Annotated in this window: 18 protein-coding genes; 15 read left to right on the top strand and 3 right to left on the bottom strand. The window is 72.6% G+C overall.

What is annotated here, in order from left to right:
- The first annotated feature begins 2 nt into the window (after nucleotides 1–2).
- The 8 genes from FHX71_RS19130 to FHX71_RS19095 all read left to right on the top strand — a co-directional run bounded on the left by FHX71_RS19130 (nucleotide 3) and on the right by FHX71_RS19095 (nucleotide 10,979).
- The gene (locus FHX71_RS19130) at nucleotides 3–1,016 is read left to right on the top strand and encodes an ABC transporter ATP-binding protein (RefSeq protein ID WP_246403335.1); all 1,014 of its coding nucleotides are present in this window, start codon (nucleotides 3–5) and stop codon (nucleotides 1,014–1,016) included.
- Nucleotides 1,013–1,705 (top strand): ABC transporter ATP-binding protein, encoded by a 693-nt coding sequence (locus tag FHX71_RS19125; protein WP_182619073.1) that lies wholly within the window; start codon nucleotides 1,013–1,015, stop codon nucleotides 1,703–1,705. Before FHX71_RS19130 ends, FHX71_RS19125 begins: the two co-directional genes overlap by 4 nt.
- 259 nt (nucleotides 1,706–1,964) lie before the next feature.
- Nucleotides 1,965–3,590, top strand: a complete 1,626-nt coding sequence (locus FHX71_RS19120; RefSeq protein WP_182619072.1) for a peptide ABC transporter substrate-binding protein — start codon at nucleotides 1,965–1,967, stop codon at nucleotides 3,588–3,590.
- Nucleotides 3,591–3,742: 152 nt separating this feature from the next.
- Entirely contained in the window at nucleotides 3,743–4,669 is a 927-nt protein-coding gene (locus tag FHX71_RS19115) for an ABC transporter permease (protein ID WP_182619071.1), read from the top strand.
- Entirely contained in the window at nucleotides 4,662–5,624 is a 963-nt protein-coding gene (locus FHX71_RS19110) for an ABC transporter permease (protein WP_182619070.1), read from the top strand. Before FHX71_RS19115 ends, FHX71_RS19110 begins: the two co-directional genes overlap by 8 nt.
- Nucleotides 5,621–7,366: a dipeptide ABC transporter ATP-binding protein gene (locus tag FHX71_RS19105; RefSeq protein WP_220490206.1), complete on the top strand. Its 1,746-nt coding sequence runs from the start codon at nucleotides 5,621–5,623 to the stop codon at nucleotides 7,364–7,366. Before FHX71_RS19110 ends, FHX71_RS19105 begins: the two co-directional genes overlap by 4 nt.
- 213 nt (nucleotides 7,367–7,579) lie before the next feature.
- Nucleotides 7,580–9,523 carry a translational GTPase TypA gene (typA, locus tag FHX71_RS19100; RefSeq protein ID WP_376770148.1) on the top strand — a complete coding sequence of 648 codons (1,944 nt, stop codon included), beginning with the start codon at nucleotides 7,580–7,582 and terminating at the stop codon, nucleotides 9,521–9,523.
- 97 nt (nucleotides 9,524–9,620) lie between these two features.
- Nucleotides 9,621–10,979, top strand: coding sequence for a PIG-L family deacetylase (locus FHX71_RS19095; protein ID WP_312877130.1), 1,359 nt, complete (start codon nucleotides 9,621–9,623; stop codon nucleotides 10,977–10,979).
- Between the two features lie 172 nt (nucleotides 10,980–11,151).
- Here the strand turns inward: FHX71_RS19095 and FHX71_RS19090 are convergent, their stop codons facing one another.
- On the bottom strand, nucleotides 11,152–11,721 hold the full coding sequence (locus FHX71_RS19090) for an LURP-one-related family protein (RefSeq protein ID WP_312877129.1): 570 nt from the start codon (nucleotides 11,719–11,721) through the stop codon (nucleotides 11,152–11,154).
- Nucleotides 11,722–11,815: 94 nt separating this feature from the next.
- Here FHX71_RS19090 and FHX71_RS19085 point away from each other — a divergent pair, with 94 nt between their 5' ends.
- The 5 genes from FHX71_RS19085 (at nucleotide 11,816) to FHX71_RS19065 (ending at nucleotide 19,001) form a co-directional block, all read left to right on the top strand.
- On the top strand, nucleotides 11,816–12,178 hold the full coding sequence (locus tag FHX71_RS19085; protein WP_312877128.1) for a hypothetical protein: 363 nt from the start codon (nucleotides 11,816–11,818) through the stop codon (nucleotides 12,176–12,178).
- Between the two features lie 449 nt (nucleotides 12,179–12,627).
- Complete coding sequence (locus FHX71_RS30155; protein WP_182619066.1) at nucleotides 12,628–16,077, top strand: VanW family protein; 3,450 nt, start codon at nucleotides 12,628–12,630, stop codon at nucleotides 16,075–16,077.
- Nucleotides 16,078–16,117: 40 nt separating this feature from the next.
- A complete protein-coding gene (locus tag FHX71_RS19075) occupies nucleotides 16,118–16,957 on the top strand; it encodes a hypothetical protein (protein ID WP_182619065.1) in 840 nt (279 codons plus the stop codon).
- On the top strand, nucleotides 16,954–17,988 hold the full coding sequence (locus FHX71_RS19070) for a prephenate dehydratase (RefSeq protein ID WP_220490204.1): 1,035 nt from the start codon (nucleotides 16,954–16,956) through the stop codon (nucleotides 17,986–17,988). Before FHX71_RS19075 ends, FHX71_RS19070 begins: the two co-directional genes overlap by 4 nt.
- A complete protein-coding gene (locus FHX71_RS19065) occupies nucleotides 17,985–19,001 on the top strand; it encodes a prephenate dehydrogenase/arogenate dehydrogenase family protein (protein ID WP_312877127.1) in 1,017 nt (338 codons plus the stop codon). Before FHX71_RS19070 ends, FHX71_RS19065 begins: the two co-directional genes overlap by 4 nt.
- Before the next feature lie 111 nt (nucleotides 19,002–19,112).
- On the opposite strand, the gene FHX71_RS19060 is transcribed toward FHX71_RS19065, so the two are convergent.
- Nucleotides 19,113–20,828: an FAD-binding dehydrogenase gene (locus FHX71_RS19060; RefSeq protein WP_182619062.1), complete on the bottom strand. Its 1,716-nt coding sequence runs from the start codon at nucleotides 20,826–20,828 to the stop codon at nucleotides 19,113–19,115.
- A 9-nt stretch (nucleotides 20,829–20,837) separates the two neighbouring features.
- Nucleotides 20,838–23,153, bottom strand: a complete 2,316-nt coding sequence (glgX, locus tag FHX71_RS19055) for a glycogen debranching protein GlgX (RefSeq protein WP_182619061.1) — start codon at nucleotides 23,151–23,153, stop codon at nucleotides 20,838–20,840.
- A gap of 71 nt (nucleotides 23,154–23,224) precedes the next feature.
- On the opposite strand from glgX, the gene FHX71_RS19050 reads away from it, so the two are divergent.
- Both FHX71_RS19050 and FHX71_RS19045 read left to right on the top strand, forming a co-directional pair.
- Nucleotides 23,225–24,055, top strand: a complete 831-nt coding sequence (locus FHX71_RS19050) for an electron transfer flavoprotein subunit beta/FixA family protein (protein WP_182619060.1) — start codon at nucleotides 23,225–23,227, stop codon at nucleotides 24,053–24,055.
- Between the two features lie 8 nt (nucleotides 24,056–24,063).
- The gene (locus FHX71_RS19045) at nucleotides 24,064–25,041 is read left to right on the top strand and encodes an electron transfer flavoprotein subunit alpha/FixB family protein (protein ID WP_182619059.1); all 978 of its coding nucleotides are present in this window, start codon (nucleotides 24,064–24,066) and stop codon (nucleotides 25,039–25,041) included.
- Nucleotides 25,042–25,088 lie beyond the last annotated feature (47 nt).

The raw sequence follows: 25,088 nt of genomic DNA, 5'->3' as shown, positions 1-25,088 counted from the left end.
CGATGAGCACGACCATCGAGCTGACGGACGGCGGCGCGCCGGCCGCGGCGGGTACGCCGGGGACGCCGGGCGGCGGCGAGATCCGCTGCGCCGACCTGGTGCGGATCTTCGCCACGGACGGCGTCGAGGTGCAGGCCCTGCAGGGGCTGACCCTGACGGTCGAGCCGGGGGAGATCGTCGCCGTCGTCGGCGCGTCCGGGTCCGGCAAGTCAACGCTGCTGACCATCCTCTCCGGCCTGGACACGCCGACCGGCGGGTCCGCGGTGGTGGCGGGCACCGACCTGCTGACCATGGGCCACACCGAGCGGGTGCGGTACCAGCGGTCCACCGTCGGCTTCGTCTGGCAGCAGACGTCGCGCAACCTGCTGCCGTACCTCACGGCGAGCGAGAACGTGCGGCTGCCCCTGGAGCTCGCCGGCACCCTGCCGCGGCGGGAGCGCGCGCGCCGGGTCGAGGCGCTGCTGGAGCTCCTGGAGGTGGGCCACGTGGCCGGACGGCGGCCCGGCGAGATGTCGGGCGGCGAGCAGCAGCGCACCGCCATCGCGGTCGCCGTGGCCAACAACCCGCGCGTGCTGCTGGCCGACGAGCCCACCGGCGAGCTCGACGAGGCCACCTCGGTCGAGGTGCTGGAGGCGCTGCGCGGCGTGAACCGCGAGACGGGCGTGACCACGTTGATCGTGACCCACGACCCGACGGTGTCCGAGCATGTCGCGCGCACGGTCCAGATCCGCGACGGCCGCACGTCGACCGAGACGCTGCGGCGCACGGAGGTCGACGAGCACGGCGCCGAGCGGCACGTCGCCGAGGAGTTCGCGGTGGTCGACCGGGTCGGCCGGCTGCAGCTCCCGCAGGAGTTCGTGCACGCGCTCGACCTGCGCGACCGCGTGCGGCTGGCCCTGGAGCCGGACCACGTGGGCGTGTGGCCGGCGGCGCCGGGCCAGACTGCGGAGCCGTCCCCGCTGGTCGAGCCTGTCGAGACCCGGACCGCCGAGAACCGGACCGAGGAGGACCGATGACCACCACGACCCCCGCGCGCACCGTGCTGCGCGCCCAGGGCCTGACCCGCGTGTTCGGCACCGGTGCCGGCGAGGTGCGCGCCCTGACGGAGGCGACCCTGGAGGTCGCGGCGGGCGAGCTGCTCGTGGTGCGCGGCCCGTCCGGCTCGGGCAAGACGACGCTGCTGAACCTGCTCGGCGGGCTGGACCGGCCGACGTCGGGCGGCGTGTGGCTCGGCGACGCCGAGCTGACCGCGCTGGGGGAGAAGGCGGTGCTCGCCGCCCGGCGGGACCGGATCGGCTACGTGTTCCAGTCGTTCGGGCTGGTGCCCGTGCTGTCCGCCGCGGAGAACGTCGAGGTGCCGCTGCGCCTGCGGCGCACCCCGCAGGCCGAGCGTTCGCGGCGGGTGGAGGAGGCGCTGGACGCCGTCGGGCTGTCCGGGCACGCGAAGCAGCGGCCGTACGAGCTCTCCGGCGGGCAGCAGCAGCGGGTGGGCATCGCCCGGGCGCTCGTGGCCGAGCCGGAGGTGCTGCTCGCGGACGAGCCCACCGGTCAGCTCGACTCGGGGACGGCGGCCGTGGTGATGGACCTGCTGGCCAGGGTCGTGCACGAGCGTGGCGTGGCCGCCGTCGTCTCCACGCACGACCCCGAGCTGATGGCGCGCGCGGACCGCGTGGTGGAGCTGCACGACGGTCGTGTGGTGGCCTGAGGCAACGGGTGAAATTCCTGGTGGGAGGCCTCTTCGCGCCCGTGTTACAGGCGTGAGAACCGCCTGGTCAGAACTGTTACCTGGTGTTACCCGTGCATACCGAGATGGTCACAACTCGGTGGCGTTTCCATGGTGGTGGTCATCGGCACGCCCAGGGAGCGGTTACGTTATTCCGTGATACCACGGGGCGCAACGAAGCGTCCGCATCGCTCCGGACGGCACCCGCCGTGCCGGGGTGTACTGCTACCCAGGAGGACACGTGACACCTCGAAAGCGACTTGTGGGGCTCGGCGCATTCGCGCTGGCCTCGTCGCTCGTGCTGACCGCTTGCGGCGGTGGCGGCGGCGATGACACCGGCGACGCCGAGGGCGCCAGCACCGGCATCGTGACTGTCGGCAACGGTGAACCGCAGAACCCGATCATCCCGACCATGACCAACGAGACCTTCGGGTCCAAGGTCACGAGCAACGTCTTCGCGGGTCTTGTGTACTACGACGCCGAGGGTGTCGTGCACAACGAGGTCGCCGAGTCGATCGAGTCGGAAGACAGCCAGAACTGGACGATCACGCTGAAGGACGGCTGGACGTTCTCGGACGGCACGCCCGTGACCGCCGAGAGCTTCGTCAACGCCTGGGACTACGGTGCCGCGCTCGACAACGCCCAGAACCTGAGCTACTTCTTCGAGCCCTTCCAGGGCTTCTCCTACGAGGAGAACACCTCCCTCATCGAGGAGGGTGGCCTCACCGTCGACGACGAGCTCACCTTCACCGTCGCCCTGAACCAGCCGGAGTCCGACTTCCCGCTGCGCCTGGGCTACTCGGCCTTCTACCCGCTGCCGGAGTCGTTCTTCGACGACCCGGAGGCCTTCGGCAAGGCCCCGATCGGCAACGGCCCGTACGTGCTGGAGACCTGGGAGAACAACTCCCTGATCGAGCTCCGCCCGAACGAGTCGTACGCGGGTGAGCGCGAGGTCCAGAACGGTGGGGTCGACCTGGTCGCCTACTCCGACGAGGACTCGGCCTACAACGACCTGCTCGCGGGCAACCTGGACATCGTCACCAACGTCCCGGCCTCCGCGTTCGGCACCTTCGAGGACGAGCTGGGCGACCGTGCGGTCAACCAGCCCGCCGCGGTGATCCAGGTCATGAACGTGCCCGAGTACGTCAAGGGCTTCGAGGGCGAGGCGGGCCTCATGCGCCGCCAGGCCATCTCCATGGCGATCGACCGTGACCAGATCACGGAGACCGTCTTCTCGGGTTCGCGTACCCCCGCCTCCGACTTCACCTCTCCCGTCATCAACGGCTGGAGCGAGGACGTCGAGGGCAGCGAGGTGCTCGACTACAACCCGGACGAGGCCAAGAAGCTCTGGGACGAGGCCGAGGCCATCGAGCCGTGGGGCGACGAGCCGCTGCTGATCTCGTCCAACGCGGACAGCGACCACCAGTCGTGGATCGACCCGACCTGCAACGGTATCCGTGACACGCTCGGCATCGACTGCGAGTTCGACGCGTACCCGACGTTCGACGAGTTCCTCGACGCCCGTGACAACGAGGAGATCCCCGGTCTCTTCCGCGGTGGCTGGCAGGCCGACTACCCGGCCATGAGCAACTTCCTCGGCCCGATCTACGGCACGAACGCCGGCTCGAACGACATGGGCTACTCGTCCGAGGAGTTCGACGCGAAGCTGAAGGAGGCCAACGGCGCGGAGGACCCCGACGCGGCGGTGGAGCTCTACAAGGAAGCGGAGACCATCCTCTTCAACGACCTGCCCGGCATCCCGCTGTGGTACAACAACGCGACCGGCGGCTGGTCCGAGTCCGTCGACAACGTCGTGTTCGGCTGGGACAGCGACCCGATCCTGTACCAGGTGACCAAGTCGGAGTGATCCTGGTCACGTCCGGACCTCCGGCGTGACGCTTCGCTCCAGGTGAGGCGGGGTACGCGCACTGCGTACCCCGCCTTCCACTGTGTGGCGGGGAGTCGCCCGGCAGATGTCCGGGAGAATGGTTCGCTGAAACAGCCCAAGGAGAAATCTCGATGCTTTGGTATCTCGGCCGCCGGCTACTGCAGGTGATCCCTGTGTTCCTCGGCGCCACACTGCTGCTCTACGCCCTGGTGTTCCTCCGTCCTGGCGACCCCGTGGCCGGCCTGGGCGGCGAGCGAGGCCTGCCCGAAGCCGTGCAGGAGCAGATTCGCGCTCAGTTCCACCTGGACCAGCCGTTCATCGTGCAGTACCTGCTCTACCTCAAGGGCATCTTCACGTTCGACCTCGGCAACACCTTCACGGGCCGCCCGGTGTCCGAGGTCGTGGCCGACGCCCTGCCCATCACGTTCCAGCTCGCGATCATGGCGCTCGTCATCGAGACGGTCTTCGGTATCGCCTTCGGTCTGTGGGCCGGCATCCGCAAGGGCAAGCTCTTCGACTCCAGCGTGCTGGTGCTGAGCCTGCTGCTCATCGCGCTGCCCACGTTCGTCACCGGCCTGGTGCTGCAGATCGTCGTCGGCGTGAACCTCGGCTGGCTGCCGGTCACCGCGGGACGAGATCCTGACTTCATCAGTCTGCTGATGCCCGCGGTCGTGCTGGCGACGACCTCGTTCGCCCACATCCTGCGTCTGACGCGCACCTCCGTGATCGAGAACATCACGGCCGACTTCGTGCGCACCGCACGGGCCAAGGGGCTGTCGCGCGACAAGGTGACCAGCCGGCACGTGCTGCGCAACTCGTTGATCCCCGTGGTCACCTTCATCGGTATCGACCTGGGCAACCTGATGACCGGCTCGATCATCGTCGAGGGCATCTTCAACATCAACGGCGTCGGCGGCACGCTCTTCCGGGCCATCGGCAGCGGTGAGTCGGTCACGATCGTGACGCTGTCGACCGTGATCGTGCTCATCTACATCGTCGCCAACCTGCTCGTGGACCTGCTGTACGCAGTCCTGGACCCGAGGATTCGTTATGCCTGAGAACCGCTACGACAAGGCCCCGCGTCCGGGCCAGGGCCACTTCGTGGCCGCACCGGAGGACGTCAAGGTCGGAGTCGTCGACGCCGTGTCCGTGGACGAGGCGCCGTCGAGCATGTGGCGCGAGGCGTGGCGCGAGATGAGCCACCGGGCGATGTTCTGGATCTCCGCGGCGATGATCGTGATCGTCATCGTGGTCGCGCTCTTCCCGGGTCTGTTCACCGACCAGCTGCCGCGTGCCGGGTGCGACCTGGCGAGCTCGCTGCTCCCGCCGTCGGGCGCGCACCCCTTCGGGACGGACAAGAACGGCTGCGACATCTACGCGCGAACCCTGTACGGGGCCGAGGCGTCGGTGCTGGTCGGCCTGCTGACCACGGTCTTCGTCGTCGTCCTGGGCACGGCCATCGGCGCCGTCGCGGGCTACTACGGCGGCTGGACCGACACCATCCTGTCGCGGATCACGGACATCTTCTTCGCCGTGCCGTTCGTCCTGGCCGCGATCGTGATCCTGAGCATCGCCCCCGAGCGCAGCGCGCTCATCGTGGCGATCGTCCTCGCCTCCTTCGGCTGGACCACGATCGCCCGCATCACCCGTGGTGCCGTGCTGAGCGTGAAGAACAACGAGTTCGTCACGGCCGCCAAGGCCCTGGGCATGGGCCGCGGTGCCATCCTCTGGCGCCACGTCCTGCCCAACTCCTCGGCGCCGATCATCGTGTACGCCACGGTCGCCCTGGGTACGTTCATCGTCGCCGAGGCGACGCTGACGTTCCTCGGCATCGGGCTCGACCCGTCCACCGTCTCCTGGGGCGGTGACCTGTCGGCGGGGCGTGCCTCGGTCCGCACCAACCCGGAGATCATGTTCTACCCGGCCGCCGCACTCGCCTTCACCGTGCTCGGCTTCATCATGCTGGGCGACGTCGTGCGCGACGCCCTCGACCCGAAGGCGAGGAAGCGATGACCACCACGATCACCCTCACCGACGGGGCCACCGAGGATGCCCCGGTGCCCGCCGAGAAGCACGACGACAGCACCCCGCTGCTCGAGATCAAGGACCTGAAGATCTCGTTCACCACGGGGGCCGGGACCGTGGACGCCGTCCGCGGCGTGGACCTGACCGTCTACCCGGGCCAGTCCGTGGCGATCGTGGGGGAGTCGGGTTCCGGCAAGTCCACGACGGCGCACGCGATCATCGACCTGCTGCCGGGTACCGGCAAGGTCACCGGGGGGTCCATCTCGTTCGGCGGGCGTGAGCTCGTCGGGCTGGGGCGCAAGCAGGTCGAGGACCTGCGCGGCCGGGAGATCGGCCTGGTTCCCCAGGACCCGATGTCCAACCTGAACCCTGTGTGGCGCATCGGCACGCAGATCGAGGAGGCCCTGACCGCCAACGGCTTCCAGGGCACCAAGGCGGAGCGCAACGCGCGCGTCGCCGAGCTGCTCGGCGAGGCCGGCCTGCCCGACGCGGAGCGGCGTGCGCGTCAGTTCCCGCACGAGTTCTCGGGCGGCATGCGCCAGCGCGCGCTCATCGCGATCGGCCTGGCCTCGCGGCCCAAGCTGCTCATCGCGGACGAGCCGACCTCCGCGCTCGACGTGACGGTCCAGAAGAAGATCCTGGACCACCTGGAGGGCCTGACCGCCGAGCTCGGCACGGCCGTCCTGTTCATCACGCACGACCTGGGCCTGGCCGCCGAGCGCGCCGAGCACCTCATCGTGATGTACAAGGGCAGGATCGTGGAGTCCGGCCCCGCGCTGCAGATCCTCAAGGACCCGCAGCACGAGTACACCAAGCGGCTCGTGTCCTCGGCCCCGTCGCTGGCGTCCCGCCGCATCCAGTCCGCGCACGAGCGCGGCCAGGAGGCGGACGACCTGCTCGCCGAGCACGCCGACGAGGCGGAGACGACCGCACCGGACGTCGTCGTGGCGAAGGACCTGACCAAGGTGTTCCACATCCGTGGTTCCCGGCCGGGCTCGCACACCGACTTCACCGCGGTGGACAGCATCGACTTCTCGCTGCCCAAGGGGCACACCCTCGCGCTGGTCGGCGAGTCGGGCTCCGGCAAGTCCACGGCGGCCAACATGGTGCTGGGCCTGCTCGAGCCGACGTCGGGCACCGTCATGTTCGACGGCAAGGACGTCGGCAAGATGACCGGGAAGGAGCAGTTCGCGCTGCGCCGTCGCGTGCAGCCGGTGTTCCAGAACCCGTACGGCTCGCTCGACCCGACCTACTCGATCTACCGGTCGATCGAGGAGCCGCTCGTCCTGCACGGCGTGGGCGACCGCAAGTCGCGCGAGGCGCGGGTGCGAGAGCTGCTCGACATGGTGTCGCTGCCGCAGTCGGCCATGCGCCGGTTCCCGAACGAGCTGTCGGGCGGGCAGCGGCAGCGCATCGCGATCGCGCGTGCGCTGGCGCTCAAGCCCGAGGTGCTCGTGCTCGACGAGGCCGTCTCGGCGCTCGACGTGCTGGTCCAGGCGCAGATCCTGACGCTGCTCAACGACCTGCAGGCCGAGCTCGGGCTGTCCTTCCTGTTCATCACGCACGACCTGGCCGTGGTCCGGCAGATCGCCGACCTCGTGGCCGTGATGAAGGACGGGCGCATCGTGGAGCACGCGACCACCGACGAGGTGTTCGACAACCCGCAGCAGGAGTACACGCGGGACCTCCTGGCGGCGATCCCGGGCGCGAGCCTGGAGATCGGCGGCTGACCCCGCTCCTCCCACGCACGTGTCAGACGCTCAGGTCACCCCGGTGACCTGAGCGTCTGACGCATTCCAGGGGTGTGCACCGTGTTCACTGCACAGTGACACGGTCGACACCTGGTGATTTCGATTCGCGGGTAAGATGGGTGGTGCTGCGAGACCGGTCCCCTCGGGACCAGAGTCCGCGCCCCTGACCTCCCTTCTGGAAATGAGTGCTTCGTGACCGTGCCTGCAACCGCGCCGACCTCGGCCCGTGCGACCCGTTCCGACCTGCGTAACGTCGCGATCGTGGCCCACGTCGACCACGGCAAGACCACGCTCGTGGACGCCATGCTCAGGCAGTCCGGATCCTTCGGCGCCCGTCAGCACCTCGAGGACCGCGTCATGGACTCGGGTGACCTGGAGCGCGAGAAGGGCATCACGATCCTCGCCAAGAACACCGCGATCCGGTACTCCGGCCCCGCGGCGGCGGCGAACGGTGAGGCCGAGGGCATCACCATCAACGTGATCGACACCCCGGGCCACGCCGACTTCGGCGGCGAGGTCGAGCGCGGCCTGTCGATGGTCGACGGCGTCGTGCTGCTCGTCGACGCGTCCGAGGGCCCGCTGCCCCAGACGCGCTTCGTGCTGCGCAAGGCCCTGGCCGCGAAGCTGCCCGTCATCGTCGTCGTGAACAAGGTCGACCGCCCCGACGCGCGCATCACCGAGGTGGTCGCCGAGACCACCGACCTGCTGCTCGGCCTCGCCGGCGACCTCTCGGACGAGGTCGAGGACCTCGACCTGGACGCCATCCTCGACGTGCCCGTCGTGTACGCGTCGGCCAAGGCCGGCCGCGCCTCCACCGACCAGCCCGCCGACGGCGGCCTGCCGGACAACGAGGACCTCGAGCCGCTGTTCGCGACCATCCTCGAGAAGATCCCGGCCCCGACCTACGAGGAGGGCGTGCCGCTGCAGGCGCACGTGACCAACCTCGACGCGTCGCCGTTCCTCGGCCGCCTCGCGCTGCTGCGCATCCACAACGGCACCCTGTCCAAGGGCCAGAGCGTCGCGTGGGCCCGCCACGACGGCACCCTGCAGAGCGTCAAGATCACCGAGCTGCTCGAGACCAAGGCGCTCGACCGCGTGCCGACCGACAAGGCCGGCCCCGGCGAGATCGTCGCCGTCGCGGGCATCGCCGACATCATGATCGGCGAGACCCTCACCGACATCGACGACCCGCGTCCGCTGCCGCTCATCACGGTCGACGACCCGGCGATCTCGATGACCATCGGCATCAACACCGCCCCGCTCGCGGGCAAGGGCGGCAAGGGCCACAAGGTCACGGCCCGCCAGGTGAAGGACCGCCTCGACGCCGAGCTCATCGGTAACGTCTCGCTCAAGGTGCTCCCGACCGAGCGTCCCGACGCCTGGGAGGTGCAGGGCCGTGGCGAGCTGGCCCTGGCCATCCTCGTCGAGCAGATGCGCCGCGAGGGCTTCGAGCTCACGGTCGGCAAGCCGCAGGTCGTCACGAAGCAGATCGACGGCAAGCTCCACGAGCCCATGGAGCGCATGACCATCGACGTGCCCGAGGAGTACCTCGGTGCCATCACGCAGCTCCTCGCGCAGCGCAAGGGCCGCATGGAGACCATGACGAACCACGGCACCGGCTGGGTCCGCATGGAGTTCATGGTCCCGGCGCGCGGCCTGATCGGCTTCCGCACCCAGTTCCTCACGGACACCCGCGGTACCGGTATCGCGGCGTCGATCTCCGAGGGCTACGAGCCCTGGAACGGCCCGATCGAGTCGCGGATGACGGGCTCGCTCGTCGCGGACCGCGCCGGCAAGGTGACGCCGTTCGCCATGATCAACCTGCAGGAGCGCGGCTCCTTCTTCGTGGACCCCACGCAGGAGGTGTACGAGGGCATGATCGTCGGCGAGAACTCGCGGAACGAGGACATGGACGTCAACATCACCAAGGAGAAGAAGCTGACGAACATGCGGTCCGCCACCGCCGACAACTTCGAGAACCTGATCCCGCCGCGCAAGCTCACGCTCGAGGAGTCGCTGGAGTTCGCGCAGGAGGACGAGTGCGTCGAGGTGACCCCCGAGGTCGTCCGCATCCGCAAGGTGATCCTGAACGCCACGGACCGCGCCCGCGCGACGGCTCGCGCCAAGCGCAACTGACACACCCGCGCCGCTGAGTGCTGGATCTTCGCCCATGAACGTGCGTTCTGAGGGCGAAGATCCAGCACTCAGTGCTTTCTGGGGGGCTTTCGGGGGCGTGCTCGCCGTGCACGCGCACCCCGACGACGAGACCCTGTCGACCGGCGGGCTGCTCGCCGCGTTCGCCGCGGCCGGTCTGCCGGCGCGCGTCGTCACGTGCACCCGTGGGGAGCGCGGCGAGGTCATCGCACTCCCCGGGACGACGTCGGAGGGCCGGGCCGGTCTGGAGGGCGACGGTCCGGCGCTGGGCATGTACCGGGAGACCGAGCTGGCGCGTGCGGTCGCGGCGCTGGGTGGCTTGGCGGACGGCGGGGTCGGCGCGGATGGTGCCGACAGGGTTGTCGCTGTTGATGGTGTCGGCGGTGCTGTCGGCGCGGTCGAGCAGACCTTCCTTGATGCGGTGCCGCGAGTATCTGCGCAGGTAAACAGGGTTGTGGGCGCGGGTTCCGGGCTCGCGGACCGGGTGCGGTACGAGGACTCCGGGATGGAGTGGGTGGCGCCCGGCGTCGCCGGGCCGGCACCCGACTCCCCGCCGACGGCGTTCGCGCGGGTGCCGCTCGACGAGCCCGCCGGCCGGCTCGCGACGCTGATCCGCGCGTGGCGCCCAGCCGTCGTCGCGACGTACGAGCCCGGCGGAGGCTACGGGCACCCCGACCACGTGCGGACGCACGAGGTGACGGTCCGCGCGCTGCGGCTCGCGGCGGACCCGACCTGGCGGCCCGACGGCGGGGGTGAGCTCGCGGACGACGCGACTCCGGGGGACGACGTCGGGCAGGGCCTTGCGAGTGAGTCCGTGCGTGGAGGCGCGTCCGTGGGCGGCGTCGGGCCGGATCGGGAAGGTGGGCCCGTGCGCGGAGGTGAGGGCGCGGGCGGCGTCGGGCAGAGCCTTGAGAGTGAGCCGGTGCGCGGGGGCGAGGCTGCGGGCGGCGTCGGGCCGGGGGGTGAGCCGTGGGCCGGGGCCGAGCTGTGGCAGGCCGTCGCCCCGGCGGACGAGGTGCGCGCGGCGCGGGCGACGCTCGCCGCCCTGCCCGCCGCGCTCGCGCTCGTCGCGGAGCACGGCCTGACGCTGCCGCCCCTCGACGACGCGCTCCCGCCGTTCGCGAAGGACGACCTGCCCGCGTGGTCGGCAGAAGGTCAGGTGATCGGCACCTCGGGCGACCGATCATCTGACATTCTGCCGATCGTCCGGCGGGGACCGGTCGCGCGGATGGACGTCCGCGGGGTGCTCGGGAGGGTTGTCCAGGCGATGCGGGCGCATGCGACGCAGGTGCAGCACGTCACCGTGCTCACGCCGGCGGAGGGGCCGGTCGCCGGCTGGTACGCCCTGTCCAACGGGGTGCTGGCCCCGATCCTCACGACCGAGACCTACCTCGTCGTCGACCCCTGCGTCGACCGCTTCGTCGACCCCGCCGCCTGACTCGCGCACCTGCCCCCTGCGTGGACCCCGGCGCCTGACTCGCGCGGCGCCGTCGTCTGCTTCACCTTCGAGACCTAAGTTTCTTCGCTCTGGGCGCGCCCAAAGCGAAGAAACTTAGGTCTCAAAGGAGATCGCGACGCCGAGGTCGGTCCGTTGCCCGCCCGGTTGCCGGTCAGCGCTCCTGGAGGGCGTCCAGGCCGATCGCCATGGCGGTCACGAGCCGGCGGTCGAGCCGCGGGTCCTGGATGGTCACGACGTAGCGGTCGCGCAGGCCCCACTTCTTCTCCACGGTGAACGCGGGCTGCCCGTCGACGAGGAAGTCGAAGTGGTACGGCAGCCAGGCGATCTCCACCAGCCGGCGGATCACGGCGACGCCGAGGCTCCGCTCCGACCCGGTGGCGACGCCGAGGCCCGGCTGCTCGACGTGCCAGGTGCTGCGCAGCAGCGACTTGGCGAAGTTCTTGCGGAACGTGCCGATCGGCGAGCCGCCCGCGTCGACGACGTCGTACGTGGCGCCCAGGTCGACCATCTGGCGGGCCTTGAACCCGAGCACTGCCTCCCGCTTGCTGTCGTCGGCGTACAGCGTCACCTGCTCGCGGAACGCCATGCGCTTCTGCTGGGCGAAGGCGTAGAGGTCGCCCTCGGAGCCGTTGGGCAGGGCACCGCGCACCTCGTACTGGTTGACCAGCATGCGGATCCGCTGGCGGACGATGAGCTGCGTCTGATCCTGGAGCGTGTTCACCCGCCGGAGTGTGGCACACATGCAGAGTCCTCCCAGTTGGATGCTGGACAATGCTCGGGTGAACTCACCCCGACGCCCCCTCGGACGAACGATCGTGCGCACCCTCCTGGCTGTAGCGCTCGGCGTCGTGATGGGTGCGCTCGGCACGGTGGTGCACCGGTACGGGGCCGACTCCCTGTACCTCGGCCTGGTCCTGGCGTTCGCGCTGACGGCGGTGGCGGGCGTCCTCGCACGCGCGTGGGCCGGCTTCGGCACGCTGCTCGCGTTCGGTGTGGGCTGGGTCGCCGTGGTGCAGGCGCTGTCGCTGCCGGGTTCCGGGGGCGACGTCGTGGTCCCGGCGGGCGTGCTCGGCATGGTCTGGTCGTACGCGGGGGTGGCTGTCCTGGCGGTCGTCGCGTTCCTGCCGTCGTCGTGGTTCGCCGAGGTACCCGCGCGGCGGAACCGCCCTGCTGCCTGACCTCTGCGGTTCTTCGCAGGGTGGTTCAGGATGGTAAGCAGGATTGATACGAAACCTCCACCTCAGGGCGTCCGCTACGCGGGGTTGGGCGGGATTCTCGCTGGATAGGATGCCCGGCAGGGCGACTCCGTCCAGCGGATTCGCCGCGGATCAGGTGTGCCCTTGGGGGACGCGGAGAGCCCGCGTCTCGGGTAGTTGCACGGAGCGTGCCGATGGGTCAGCCGACCGAGCGTGACGAACCGCTCGAGCCGACGTCAGACGAGAACACCGGGTCCAGTCCTGCCCCGGCGATTCCGCCTCGCTTGTACCAGAAACGCCCTGGCAGCGTGCCGCGACAGCCGTCGCAACCCCCGGCACGTCCGTCGGCCACCCAGGCCGCGCAGCCCGCAGTACCGGCCGGTCGACCGACCGCTCAGCCGGTTCCCCGATCCGCAGACAAGGTCGAACCCGTGACCGCTCCGGAGCAGTCCGAGCCTACGAACAACACCCCCTCCGTCCCCGCCGCGCCGCCGGCCGGGGCCCCCGCCACGCCGGAGAACGCCGCGTCCGGGAGCCCCGAGAAGAGCGCGCCCGAGAGTGCAGCGGCCCAGGACGCGGCCGCGCCCGAGGGCACGCCCGCGCCGGAGAGCGCCGCGCGTGAGAGTGCAGCGTCCGAGAGCGCGTCGTCCGGGAACGCTTTGCCCGCGAACGCCTCGGGCAGCGGGGCGGACGCCGAGGCGCCCGCCGCCGGCACCTTCGGGGCCACCGGAACGCCCGTGACGCCGGCTGCCGGTGTCCCGAGCGTGCCCGACGTCGAGGCGCCCGCGACCAAGGCGCCCGACGCCGAGGCGCCCGCCTCCCCGGCCCCGCCGGTCGTTCCGCCTGCCGCCGCGTCTGCTCCGCCGGTCGTCCCGCCTGCCGCCCCGGCGGCGCCGTCGGTCCCGCCGGCTGGTGCGGGCCCGATCGTCGACTCCGTTCCGTCCGGTGCTTCCGCCGGCGCGAGCACGCCCGCCGAGGCGCCGACGCGCGACACCACCGCGCCCGCCGCTTCCGGCGCCGGCACGCCCGACGCCGCGAACCGTGCTCCGGTCCCGGACGCCGGGAACCGTACCGGCGCACCGGCACCCGCGGCTCCGGGAACGCCTGCTGCCTCCGCGGCGGCTGCTTCCGCTGCCTCGTCGTCCGACGGGGCGGCCCCCGCGGCCGGATCCGCCGACGCACCGGGCGCCGCGGGCAAGTCCGCCGCGTCTGTGCCTGCGGCAGGGAACCAGGCCGCCGCGAGCAAGCCCGCCACCCCCGACTCGTCGGACGGCGCGACCGGCGCCGCAACCGCAGCGGCGGCAGGTGCCGCAGCAGGCGCCGCGGCCGCCTCGGCTGCTCCCGGCGCCCCTGCCGCGTCGGCCACACCCGCCGCACCTGGCACTCCTGCTGCCGCGGACAAGCCCGCCTCCGGAACCTCGCCTGCGGCTCCCGCGACCCCGGCGGCTCCTGCCGCTCCCGTAGCCTCGGGCCAGGCCGGCAAGCCCGCCACCCCGGCACCGGCCGGCAAGTCCGCCACCCCCGCCACCCCCGCCGCGGGCGACAAGCCCGCCGACGCGACCACGCCGGACACATCGGGCAAGCCCGCCGAGCCGACCGCCGACGACCCCGACCAGGTGTCCGTCCTGCAGACCGTGGTCCAGGAGCTCGCGTCCCCGCCTGCCAAGACCACCAAGCCGAGGAGCGGGTACACCCCGCGCGTCTTCGCGTTCGACCGCCCGCCCAAGACCGGCGCCGGGACGAGCTCCACCAGGCCCGGCACGATCCCGCCCGCCGCGGCGGGCGCCGCAGCAGGCGCAGCTGCAGCCGCCGGAGCAGCCGCGCAGTCCGGCGCGTCCGACGCCGCGGCAGGCAGCGCAGCAGCAGCCGGCACCGCAGCAGCCGGAGCAGCAGCGGCCAACGCCGCCTCCGCCCCGCCGTCGGCCCCCTCGTTCGCCCCGCGCCCCGGCGCGGCCGCCCCGTCGGGCCCCGGCACGCCGGCGCCGTCGGCCCCGGGCGCCGCGCCGACGACGGACGGCGGCCAGATCCCGTTCCTCAAGCCGCTGACCGGCGCCATCCAGCGCGTCGCGCGCCCGCTGACGAGCTGGGCGCCGGTGCGCCCCGAGGGAGCCCCGACGGCTACCAGCGTCGAGGGCCCCGACGGCCCGAACGGCCCCGGCGGCCCGAACGGCCCGGGTTCCTCGGGCCAGGACGGCTTCTTCGGCCTCTCCGGCGACGGCGCCCCGAGCCGGGCCCCCAAGATCGCCCTGTTCTCGGTGCTCGGCGCCGTCGTGCTGTTCGCGGTCTACGCGTTCTCCGCGTGGGGCGTGAGCGACACGGTGCCGCGCGACACGACGGTGGCCGGCGTGAACGTCGGCGGCATGACGCAGTCCGAGGCGGCGGCCGCGCTGACCGAGCAGCTCGGCCCGCGCCTCAAGGAGCCGATCGGGCTCACGGCGGGCGAGGGCAAGGCCCAGTTCTCCCCGGAGCCCGCCGGTCTGACGATCGACGCCGAGGGGACGGCGGCGGAGCTCACGGGCTTCTCGCTGAGCCCGGCGCGCATGTGGGCGCAGGCGTTCGGCGGTTCCGAGCAGGAGCTGCTCCTGGCCATCGACTCCGAGAAGTTCGACGCCGCGGTCGGCGGCCTGGAGGAGTCGCTCGCGGTGGAGCCCGTGGACGGCACCGTCGGGTTCGTCGACGGCCAGGCCGTCAAGACGGACGCCAAGGTGGGCTCGCGCATCGTCGCGAGCGAGACCTCGCGCATCATCCGGGAGCGCTGGCTGCACTCGGAGGGGCCGTTCGACCTGCCGGTCGAGCCTGTCGACCCCGTGATCACGCAGGCCAAGACCGACGACCAGTTCGCCGTCGCGCAGAAGGTCGTCTCGGGGCCGGTCACCGTGTCGGTGGGCGGTCAGCAGCCGACGCTCTCGCCGCAGGTGCTGTCCGGGCTGATCCGCTTCGAGCAGAAGAAGGACAACCTCGTCGTCATCATCGACCGGGAGTCGACCGTCGCGGCGATCGTCGCCGGCACCACCAACCTCCTGGACGTGCCCTCCGACGCGCACTTCGAGTTCGCGGGCGGCAAGCCGACCGTCGTCGCCGGCAAGACCGGCACCACGCTCGACCCCGCCCAGGCCGGCAAGGCGGTGCGGATCGCCGCCATGGGCGACGACCGCGAGACCTCGGTCGAGCTCGTCGAGCAGGACCCGAAGGACACCGTCGAGTCGCTGGAGGCCCTGGGCGTCAAGGAGGTCGTCTCCGAGTTCAGCACCCCGCTGACCGACGAGCCCGTCCGCACCCAGAACCTCGTGCGAGGCGCCCAGATGGTCACGGGCAACCTCATCAAGCCGGGCGAGACCTTCTCCCTGCTGGAGGCCCTGGCCCCGATCACGCTGGAGAACGGGTACTTCGACGCGGGCGTCATCGAGAACGGCGAGCACGTGGAGGCGGTGGGCGGCGGTCTCTCGCAGATGGCCACCACCTCGTTCAACGCGGGCTTCTTCGCCGGGTACGACGACGTCGAGCACCACGCGCACTCCTTCTGGTTCGAGCGCTACCCCGCGGGCCGCGAGGCCACGATCTACGTGGGCGCCAAGGACATGAAGTTCAAGAACGACTCGCCCTACGGCGCGGTCATGCAGGCCTACGTGTCCGGCGGCCAGCTCACGGTCCGGATCTGGAGCACCAAGTACTACACGGTGCAGGAGCACACGAGCGAGAAGCGGAACGTCGTCCCGACGTCGGCGATCCACGACTCCTCGGGCGACTGCGAGGCCTACCCGGGCGGTGAGCCCGGGTTCTCGGTCACCATCTCCCGCAAGGTGCTGCACGAGGGCAAGGTCGTCAAGGAGAACTCGTTCAACCACACCTACAACCCGGACAACCCGGTGGTGTGCGACTGACGGTGCGGCTCTGAGGCTCTCGCGGCGGTAGGTTCGGCACATGCTTGGACGTAGCGAGCGGGAGTCTCCCGCGCACGCGGTGCTTGCCGCGCGGATGGCGGGATGGAACGACCCGGTCGAGCTGCTCGACCTCGGGACCACGGCGGACACGCTCGCCACGGTCGCGAGCATCGAGGCCCTGGCGGCCGTGGTGCACCTGGGACACCCGGAGCACCCGGCGCCGGGCCTCGAGGGCGCCCTCCTGGAGGGCGCCTCGTCGCTCATCATGACGGCGGCGGTGGCCGTGCCCGGCCAGTGGGTCTGGGTCGGCGCGGGCGCCACCGTGGGTCAGGTCGTGATCGACGAGGCGGGCATGCGCGACTGCGCGAGCGTGCTGCGTGGCCTGGGCGTGAGCCCGCGCCTGGTGCCCACCCGCACCAGCGTCGAGGAGCGCATCGCGCTCGCGGGCGAGGGTGGGTCGCTGGTCATCGAGCGCTCCCGGGTCCCGGCGGGCTTCGCGGAGCTCCCGGACAGCGCGGCCCTCGCCGAGGGCGACCCGGTCTGGTACGGCCTGCTGGAGTCCCGCGACGACTGGCCTCCCTTCAGCGAGCCGGCACAGGTGTGGCTCGCGTTCGGCCCGGCCGACGACCACCTCGGCTCCCTGCAGCCCACCCTCGCGGTCATCGCCGACGCCGGGCTCGACCTGGACCACCTGCGCAGCCAGCCGTCGTCGGGCGGGCCGCACGTCTTCTTCGCGTCGTTCTCCTGCCCGACGTCGGACAAGCTGTCGGTGCTGGTCGACGCGCTGACCGAGCGCGGCGTCGCGCACCGTACGCTGGCCGTGCTGCCGGGCGGGTCGTTCGTGCCCGGCCCGGACGCGCTGACCCCGCGGTGGGCATGACCGCGCCGGGCGGCACCCGCGTCGCCTACCTGGGCCCCGAGGGCACCTTCACGCACCAGGCCGCGCTGGAGTGGGCGCGCCGGCCCGCGCCCTCCGGCACGGCGTCGTCCGGCACCCTGCCCGACGACGACGACGACGCCGCGCGCGGCGCGGACACCGCGCCCGGTGCGGTGACCGCCGAACCGCTGGACACCGTCAAGGACGTGCACGACGTCGTCGCGGCGGGCACCGCCGACGTGGGCGTCGTCGCGATCGAGTCCTCCGTGGAGGGCTACGTGGTGCCGTCGCTGGACGCGCTGCTGTCCAGCGCGGACGTCGTGGCCGTCGACGAGGTGGCGCTCGACGTCTCGTTCGACGCGTTCGTGCGGCCCGACCACGGCGACCTCACCGAGGTGTCCGCGCACCCGCACGGGCTGGCGCAGTGCTCCGGCTTCGTGACCGGCACGGGGCTGGCGACGGCCCCGGCGTCGTCCAACGCGGCCGCCTGCCGCGACGCCGGGCCGGGGACGATCGCCCTGGGCCCGACGATCTGCGGTGAGCTGTACGGGCTGGAGACCTACGCGAAGGCGGTCGAGGACTTCCGGGGCGGCCGTACGCGGTTCCTCGTCCTGACCCGGCGCAGCGCGGCCGCCGCGTACCTGGCCGGGTCCCGCGCGGCCGGTGCCACGGACTGGAAGACGATGCTGGCGATCACGCCCTCGGTGACCGGGCCGGGCGTGCTGGCGCGGATCACCGCCGCGTTCGGCGACCGGGGCGTGAACATGTCGAGCCTGATCACCCGGCCGCTCAAGGCGCAGGAGAGCAAGTACGTGTTCGTCGTGACCTTCGACGAGGCGCCGTGGGACCAGGGCGCGCGCGAGGTGCTGGGTGACCTGCTCGCCGCGGGCGACTCCCTCAAGACGCTCGGCCTGTTCCCGGCGGGGGCGGGCTTCCGGGCGCTCGACGGCGTGCTCGACCCGGACCACGTGCCGGTCGGCTCCGTGTCCGCGAAGGACGTGGCCGAGGACCGCGGGCGGGGCTTGCTGTGGTGAGCGTCGGCGTCGTCGGCCTGGGGCTGGTCGGGGGTTCGCTCGCACGCGCCCTCCAGGCGGCGGGCGTGCCCGTGGTCGCCACCGACCCGGCCTCGGGCGGTCAGGCGCGCGCCGCGGGCCTCACGATCGCGGACGACGTCGCGCACCTGGCCGCCAACCGGCCGGACGTCGTGGTGCTCGCAGCGCCCCTGCGCGCCATGCGCTCCGTGGCGGCGGAGCTCGCCGAGGCCCTGGCGGACGAGCCGGGCTGGGACCCGACGGTGACCGACGTCGGGTCCGTGAAGGGGCCCGTCCGGGACGCGGTGACCGAGGCCGGGCTGGGGGAGCGGTACGTCGGCGCGCACCCGATGTCGGGGACGGAGCAGAGCGGGTTCGCGGCGTCGTCGGCGGAGCTCATGCAGGGCGTCCCGTGGGCGGTGACCGTGACCCCCGCGACCGACCCGGACCGGCTGCTGCGGGTGCTGCGGCTGGTCACGGGGCCGCTTGGCGGCACCGCCGCGGTGCTGACCGACGACCTGCACGACGAGGCCGTCGCCCTGGTGTCCCACGTGCCGCACGTGCTGGCCAACCAGCTCCTCGGCGCCGTCGCGGGCGCGCCCGTGCGGGACGTGGCGCTGCGGCTGGCCGCGGGCTCGTTCCGCGACGGGACCCGGGTCGGGTTTACCGACCCGCGTCGCACCGAGGCGATGGTCACCGAGAACGCGGCCTGGGTGGCCCCGGCGCTGCGGCTGGCGGCCCGGGACCTGGAACGCCTCGCGGACGCGCTGGACTCCAACGCGCCGACGCACTGGTTCTTCGACCGCCCCGACCCGGTCCGGGAGCGGCTGGGCCGCGGCGGGACGGCGCGCGTGACGGGCCTGCACCCGGGCGACGCCGACGGGGCCGGGGTCGCGGCGGCCCGCGACGTCGAGGAGGTCCCGCTGACGGGCGACTGGCCCGCGGAGCTCCTCACGCGGTGCGCACAGGGCGCGGTGCTCATCGCCCTGACCCCGGAGTCGGCCCTGCTCCGCTGATCCGCTGACGAGGTGAGCGGCCGCTCACCAGGCCGCAGGCGACCGTAACCCCCGGGGTAACGGTCGCCTCCGGCCTGATGAGTGCCCGCTCAGTCCCTACCCCTCACCCGGCTACAGAGCAGCAGCCAGCGCCCGCCCCGTCGTGCGGCCCGTGAAGAGGCAGCCGCCCAGGAACGTGCCCTCCAGCGCGCGGTGCCCGTGCGCGCCGCCGCCGCCGAAGCCCGCGGCCTCGCCCACGGCCCACAGGCCCTCCAGCACGTCGCCGTCGGGCGTCAGCGCCCGGCCGGTCTCGTCGCACCACAGGCCGCCCAGCGTCTTGCGGGTCAGCACGGAGAGGCGCACGGCGAGCAGCGGCCCGTCCTGCGGGTCGGTGAGCGCGCGCGGCGGGGAGACCCGGATGGCCTTGTCCACGATGAAGTGCCGCGCGGCCGCCGTCGCCACGACCTGCGGGTCCTTGCCCAGACCCGTGGCGACCTGCGCGTCGCGGGCCGCGACCAGCGCCGCCAGGGCCTCCCCGTCGACGGACCCCCGCGACCCGGGCGTCGCGGCGGTCAGCGCGTTCATCTTCGCGGCCAGCTCGGCCGGGGTGTCGGCCCAGAGGAACTCGTCCGACTGCTCCGCGAAGGTCCGCACCGGCACCGACCGGCCCCGGACCCGCTCCAGGAGCAGCGGCACGGACTTGCCGGTCAGGTCGGGGTTCTGCTCGGAGCCCGACAGCGCGAACTCCTTCTCCATGATCGTCTTGTTCAGCACGAACCAGGAGTGGTCGTCGCCCCGTGTGGTCACGTGCTGCAGCGCGCCAAGCGCGTCGAAGCCCGGGAACAGGGGCCCGGGCAGCCGGTTGCCGTCGGCGTCGAGCCACAGCGACGACGGGCCGGGCAGGATGCGGATGCCGTGCTGCGTCCACACCGGCGAGTGGTTGGCGATGCCCTCGGGGTAGTGCCACATGCGGTCCTCGTGCACCAGCGCCGCGCCGGAGTCGGCGGCGACGCCCAGCATGAGCCCGTCCGTGGAGTCCGGCACGCCCGAGAGCATCCGCCCGGGGAGGCTCCCGGCGTCGGCGGACCAGCGGGCGCGCGCCAGGTCGTGGTTCGCGCCGATGCCGCCGCTCGCGATCACGACGGCCTGGGCGGACAGCTCCACCTCGCCGGTCACCGCGCGGCTGGAGGGTTCGCCGCGGCCGGCGTCGTCGTCGGCCAGGATCTCGGCGCGCACGCCGGTGACGCGGCCGTCGGTGACGACCAGGGAGGTGACCCGGTGCCGGAAGCGCAGGTCGAGCAGGCCCGCCTTGTTCGCGGCGTGCGCCGCGGCGACGAACGGCTCGACGACGGCCGGGCCGGTGCCCCACGTGACGTGGAAGCGCGGTACCGAGTTGCCGTGCCCGCCGGCGGGGTAGCCGCCGCGCTCCGCCCACTGCACCAGCGGGAACCAGCGCACGCCCTTGGCGTGCAGCCAGGGCCGCAGGTCACCCGCGGCGAACTCGACGAAGCCCTTGGCCCACCGGTAGCCGAACCGGTCCGGGCCCTCGCCGCGCTCGGCGCCGGGATCGAACTGCGCCGAACCGAGCCAGTCGGAGAACGCGAGCTCGGCGGAGTCGCGCACCTTGAGCCGGCGCTGCTCAGGGGAGCCGACCAGGAACAGCCCGCCGAAGGACCACCAGGCCTGGCCGCCCAGCGAGGCGGCCGGCTCCTGGTCGAGCAGGACCACGCGCTTGCCCGCGGCCGTCAGCTCGGTGGCGGTCACGAGCCCGGACAGGCCCGCGCCGATGACGATCACGTCGGTGTTCCCCGTGGTGGCAACGTCGTTGTTGTGGACGGAGTCAGTCATGTGCGCACCTTAGCCAGGACGGTCCCCGCGCGACAGCAGCACGTTGATGTTCAGCGCCTCCAGGGTCACCGACGTCCGGGGGCCGGTCTCGTCGTCGGGCACCACGGGCGCGTCCCACGCCGAGTCCCAGACCAGCTCCCACGGCGCGGCCCCGTCGCGCGGCGGCAGCGTCATCTCGACGTCGTCCAGGCCGCCGTTGATCACCAGCAGCACGTCGGCGTCGCCCGCCGCGGGCCCGGGCCGCAGCATCTGCAGCACCCGCCGCCCCGGCTGGTTCCAGGTGTCCACCTCCATGGGCGCACCCGTCTCCGCGTACCAGAGCAGGTCCGTGTCCGTCTCGTGCGGCCGGGGAGCGCCGAGGTAGAACGAGTCCGCGCGCAGCGCCGGGTGCTCGCGCCGCAGCGCCAGCAGGTAGCGCGTGGTCTCCAGCAGGTCGTTGCCGGCGTCGTCCACGGCCCACCGGATCCACGACGTCTCGTTGTCGTGCACGTAGGCGTTGCTGTTGCCGCCCTGGGTGCGGCCCAGCTCGTCGCCCGCGGTCAGCATGGGCGTGCCCGCCGCAAGCAGCAGGGTGCCCAGCAGGTTGCGCTGCGACTTGCGGCGCGGCGGCACGATCGCCTGCCACGGCTCCGTGGTGGCGTCGTCGCCCGACGTCGTGTGCCCCTCCAGCCCGTGGTTCCACGACGAGTTGTTGTCCGACCCGTCGCGGTTGTCCTCACCGTTCGCCTCGTTGTGCTTGTAGTCGTAGGCGACCAGGTCGGCGAGCGTGAAGCCGTCGTGCGCCGTCACGTAGTTGACCGACGCCACGGGCCCGCGCACCAGCGGCGGGTCGCCCGGTCCGAACAGGTCCGCGCTCCCCGCGAGGCGGGTCGCCAGGTCCCGCAGGCCGCGCATCTCCTGCCCGCGCACGCCCTGCTTGGGCGCGTCCAGCCAGAACCCGCGCGCCGCGTCCCGGAACCGGTCGTTCCACTCCGCCATCGGCGGCGGGAACGAGCCCGTCTGCCAGCCGCCCGGCCCCACGTCCCACGGCTCCATGACCAGCTTGAGGCCCGAGAGCACCGGGTCCGTCTGCAGCGCCACCAGGAACGGGTGGTCCGGGTCGAACCCGGCGTTGCCGCGGCCCAGCGTCACCGCCAGGTCGAACCGGTACCCGTCCACGCCCACCGCCTGCGCCCAGTAGCGCAGCGAGTCCAGGGCGAGCTGGATCACGCGCGGCCGCCGGAAGTCCAGCGAGTTGCCCGTGCCCGTCACGTCCGCGAGCGCGGCCGGCGAGGCGCCGTCGTGCAGGTAGTAGACCGGGTTGTCGAGGCCGCGCCAGGACAGGTGCAGGCTGTCGTCGCCGCCCTCGCACGTGTGGTTGTAGACCACGTCGAGCAGCACCTCGATGCCCGCCTCGTGCAGCAGGTGCACCATGCCGCGCACCTCGTCGAGCACGGCCTCGGCGCCCTGCTCCTGCGCGGCCCGCGTCGCGTACGCCGCGTTGGGCGCGAAGAAGCCCAGCGTGCTGTAGCCCCAGTAGTTCGTCAGCCCGTGCGCCGCCAGCCGCGGCTCCGCCACGCTCTTGTGGATCGGCAGCAGCTCCAGCGTGGTGACACCCAGGCTCTTCAGGTGCTCGACGACGGCAGGGTGCGCCGCCCCCGCGTACGTGCCCCGCAGCTCCTCCGGGATGTCCTCGCGCAGCATCGTCAGCCCGCGCACGTGCGCCTCGTAGACCACGGTGTCCGCCCACGGCACGCGCGGCCGGGTCAGCGGCGGGGGCGGCGGCAGCGGCCCGACGACGACGGAGTGCGGCACGTACGCCAGGGAGTCGGCCGCGTCCGGCGGGCCGTACGGGTCGCCGAGCCACCAGCCGTCCTCGCGCTCCGTGCTCACCGAACCCACGACCTCGGGCCCGTACCGCAGCCGGCCCGCGAACCCGCGGGCGTACGGGTCGGCGAGCAGCTTCGCCGGGTTGTGCCGCATCCCCGCCTTCGGCTCCCACGGCCCGTACACGCGGAAGCCGTAGCGCTGGCCCTGCGCGACGTCCGGCACGTGCGTGTGCCACACGCCGTACACCGGACCCACCATCTCGAACCGCCGCTCGGTGTACCGGGCCGGGTCGTGCTCGTCCAGCGCCGGGTCGGTCACGTCGATCAGGCACAGGTCCACCGCGGTCGCGTGGGACGCCAGCACGGCCGCGTCGATGCCGCCGCCGGGCGTGACGTACACGCCCAGCGGTGGCACGTGGCTGCGCCGGGCGGTCGGCCGGATGAGTGGACGGACCACCGGGCGGGGGACCGGGTCGCCCGGCGCTCGCTGCGGTTCTGCACGTCGTGACTGGGCCATATGCCCCATCGTCTCAGGCCCGCTCGTGGACCCGATCCGTCCCACGCCGCCCGACGTCGTACGGTTACCCCATGCGCATCGTGGTCACCGCCAAGTACGTCCCGGACATCAACACGGAGCGCGGCTTCTCCGAGGGCCGCGTCGTGCGCACCGCCGGCGAGGGCACCCTCAACGAGCTGGACGAGAACGCGATCGAGGCGGCCCTGCAGCTCGTCGAGGCCGAGCGCGCCTCCGGGCGCGTCGGGCCGGACGAGGGCGAGGTGGTCGTGGTCACCATGGCCGGGCCCGACGGCGACCTCGCGCTGCGCAAGGCGTTCCAGCTCGGCGTGGACCGCGGCATCCGCGTGTCCGACGACGCCCTGGCCGGCTCCGACTACTTCGGCACCGCCGCGGTGCTCGCCGCCGCCGTCCGCCGGCTCGGCGACGAGGCGCCCGTCGACCTCGTGGTGACCGGCATGGCCGCCCTGGACGGCCTGGGCTCCGTGGTCCCGACGCTGCTCGGCGCCGAGCTCGGCCTGCCCACCCTGAACCTCGCCAAGAAGGTCTCGCTCGCCGACCCGGACGGCTCAGGGCAGCGCGTGCTCACGATCACGCGCGAGATCGACGACGTCACCGAGTCGCTGGCCGCGCCGCTGCCCGCGCTCCTGTCCGTGACGGACGGCGCCAACCAGCCCCGCTTCCCCGGCTTCAAGCTGATCATGGCGGCCCGCAGCAAGGTCATCGAGGTGTGGTCCCCGGCCGACCTCGGCCTCGACCCCGCCGCGGCCGGCAGCGCGGGCGCCCGCACCGAGACCCTGACGGCGGCCCCGCGCCCCGAGCGGCCCGAGGTGGAGCTCGTCACCGACAAGGGCGAGGGCGGCGTGGCGCTGGCCGACTTCCTGATCCGCAACGACCTGGTCTGAGAGAAACGATGACGAACCGCACCGTCCTGGTCCTGCTCGACCCCGCGACCGAGGTCCGCACCAGCACGCTGGAGCTGCTCACCATCGCGCGCGGCCTCGGCCGCGTCGAGGCGGTCACCCTGGAGGCCCCCACCGTCGAGGTGCTGGCGCAGCTCGGCGCCTACGGCATCGAGACCGTGCACCAGGCCGAGCCCGCCCGTGACGGGAGCTGCGTGAGCGGGGACGAGCGGCACCTGCCCGCCGTCGTCGCCGCGGCGCTCGCGGCCGCCGTCCGCCTGACGGACGCCGACGTGGTGCTGCTGCCCACGTCGTTCGCCGCCAAGGAGGCCGCCGCGCTCGCCGCCCACGACCTGGGCGCGGGCCTGGTCATCGACGCATCCTCGCTGCGCGACGTGCACGGCCATGTCGTGGCCGGCAAGCGCGTCTTCGCGGGCTCGTGGGACACCGAGTGCGCCGTGACCGCCGACGTCGCGGTGGTGACGGTGCGGGCCAACTCCGCCGTCGCGCAGCCCGCGCCGGCCGCCGTCGGGCCCGTGACCGAGGGCTACGCCGTCGAGGTGCCGGCGTCGTCGGTGACGCTGCTGTCCCGCGAGGTGAAGACCGACACGAGCGGCCGTCCGCCGCTGGACCAGGCGGCCGTCGTGGTCGCGGGCGGACGGGGTACCGACGGCGACTTCGGCCCCGTGGAGGACCTCGCGGACGCGCTCGGCGCGGCCGTCGGCGCCTCGCGAGACGCGGCGTTCGAGGGCTGGTGGGACTCGTACGTGGGGCAGACCGGCGTGACGATCGCCCCGCGCGTCTACATCGGCGCGGGCATCTCCGGCGCGCCGCACCACCGGGGCGGCATGCAGGCGTCCCAGGTGATCGTCGCCGTGAACAGCGACCCGGAGGCGCCGATCTTCGAGATCTGCGACTTCGCCGTCGTCGGCCAGCTCGCCGACGTGCTGCCGCAGGCTGCGGCGGAGATCCGCAAGCGCAAGTCCTGACGCGTTTTTCGGGCGGGTGCTGATCTCCTTTGAGACCTAAGTTTCTT

This window comes from Promicromonospora sukumoe, from assembly GCF_014137995.1.
Taxonomy (GTDB): domain Bacteria; phylum Actinomycetota; class Actinomycetes; order Actinomycetales; family Cellulomonadaceae; genus Promicromonospora; species Promicromonospora sukumoe.
The sequence above is the reverse complement of the archived record's forward strand: the minus strand, read 5'-3'. Positions and strand labels throughout refer to the sequence as shown.